General features: G+C 70.5%; 2 protein-coding genes. One reads left to right on the forward strand and one right to left on the reverse strand.

Annotated elements, in window-relative coordinates; genetic code table 11:
- Positions 1–649 (reverse strand): SGNH/GDSL hydrolase family protein (locus tag BZL64_RS37155; protein WP_107430428.1); only part of this gene is annotated, 649 nt, incomplete at its 3' end.
- An 89-nt stretch (positions 650–738) separates the two neighbouring features.
- Between BZL64_RS37155 and BZL64_RS37160 the strand changes: the two genes are divergently transcribed.
- Positions 739–1622 (forward strand): hypothetical protein (locus tag BZL64_RS37160; RefSeq protein WP_086773405.1); only part of this gene is annotated, 884 nt, incomplete at its 3' end.

The following is a 1622-nucleotide window of genomic DNA, read 5'->3' on the forward strand; positions in this document are numbered from 1 at the left end:
AACACCAGCTGGCCGGCGCCTCCGCGAAGGCGCCGGCCAGCTGGTGTTCGCCGTTCGCGTTCGGGTGGGTGCCGTCGTAGGTGTCGGTGTCGATGTCCCAGGTCTCCGGGACCGAGGCGAGGAGGAGGGGGGAGGGCGGTGCGTTCAGGTCGGCGGCGGTCTTCGCCAGGAGTTCGTTGAAGTGCGCCACCTGGGTGCCGAAGGGCGCGTCGTTGGTGGCGCGGATGTTGGGGATCACCGGCAGGAGGACCATGCCGATCCGGGGGTTCGCCGCCCGCGCCTGTTCCACGAAGGCGCGTACGTTGCCCGCCGTCTGTTCGGCGTTGGTGTAGAAGCCGAGGTCGATCAGGCCGAGGGAGACGAGCAGGATGTCCGCCCGGCAGTCGCGGACCGCGTCCCCGATGAGCGGAGCCATGTGCAGCCAGCCCTCGCCCCAGCCGGCCAGGTGGTGCCGGGGGAAGTCGGGATCGGCGTACGCGTGCGAGGTCGGGGCGTCCACGGCCTTGTCGTACAGCGTCTCGCGGGGGCCGACGAGGGTGACCGGGCCGCCGTACGTCGCGCACAGGTGCCGCCACATGCGGTGACGCCAGGTGAGTTCGCCCGAGCTGCCGATCGTCATCGAGTCGCCGACGGGCATGATCCTGAGCATCCGCTCATCATGAGGGATCGGAGCGGCGCGTGGGATGTGAGCCGGACCACGAGCCCGGAACAGGTGTGCGGGATGGCAGTCTTGGGGGCATGCGCCGACCGTTCGCCCTCCTTGCCGGGGCCCTGCTCGTGGGTGCGCTCGCCGCGCCCGTCTCCGCCGCCGACGGCGACAAGAGCTTCACGATCGAGGACCCGAGGATCACCGAGTCGAGCGGTCTGGCCGCCTCCCGTCAGCACCCCGGCGTCTACTGGACGCACAACGACAGCGACGACGGCCCCTACCTCTACGCCGTCGACAGCTCCACCGGGAAGACGGTCGCCCGCCTCACCCTCACCGGCATCGGCACCCCGCGCGACGTCGAGGCGATCTCCATCGGCCCCGGCAACCGGATCTACGTCGGTGACATCGGCGACAACCTCGGCGGCACCTGGCCGTACGTGTGGATCTACGAGCTGCCCGAGCCGAAGGAGTTGAAGAACGCGACCGTACGGGCCACGCAGTACGTCGTCACCTACTCCGACGGCGCCCGCGACGCCGAGTCGCTGCTCGTCCACCCGAAGACGGGGCGCGTGTACATCATCGACAAGAAGGAGGACGGCGGCCACCTGTACGAGGCTCCGGCCAAGCTGTCCGCCTCCGGAAAGAACGTCTTCCGGCCGGTCGCCCCCATCGAGCTGTGGGCCACCGACGCCGCTCTCTCCCCGGACGGCGAACGCCTCGCCGTGCGCGGCTACTTCGGCGGTATCGACTACGACTGGAACGGCGGCGTCCCCGAACGGATCGGCCGTCTCGACGTGCCGTTGCAACGCCAGGGTGAGTCTGTCACCTTCTCCGCCGGCGGTTCGAAGCTGATGTACGGCACGGAGGGTGCCGGGAGCGAGGTGCGGGCGGAGGACGCGCCGGGGGACGAGGAAGCCAAGTCTCCGTCCGGCGGCGGCAGTTCGGCGGGCTCCGACGAGGGCGGGGACGGGGG

The organism is Streptomyces bobili, assembly GCF_002154575.1.
Taxonomy (GTDB): Bacteria; Actinomycetota; Actinomycetes; order Streptomycetales; family Streptomycetaceae; genus Streptomyces; species Streptomyces bobili.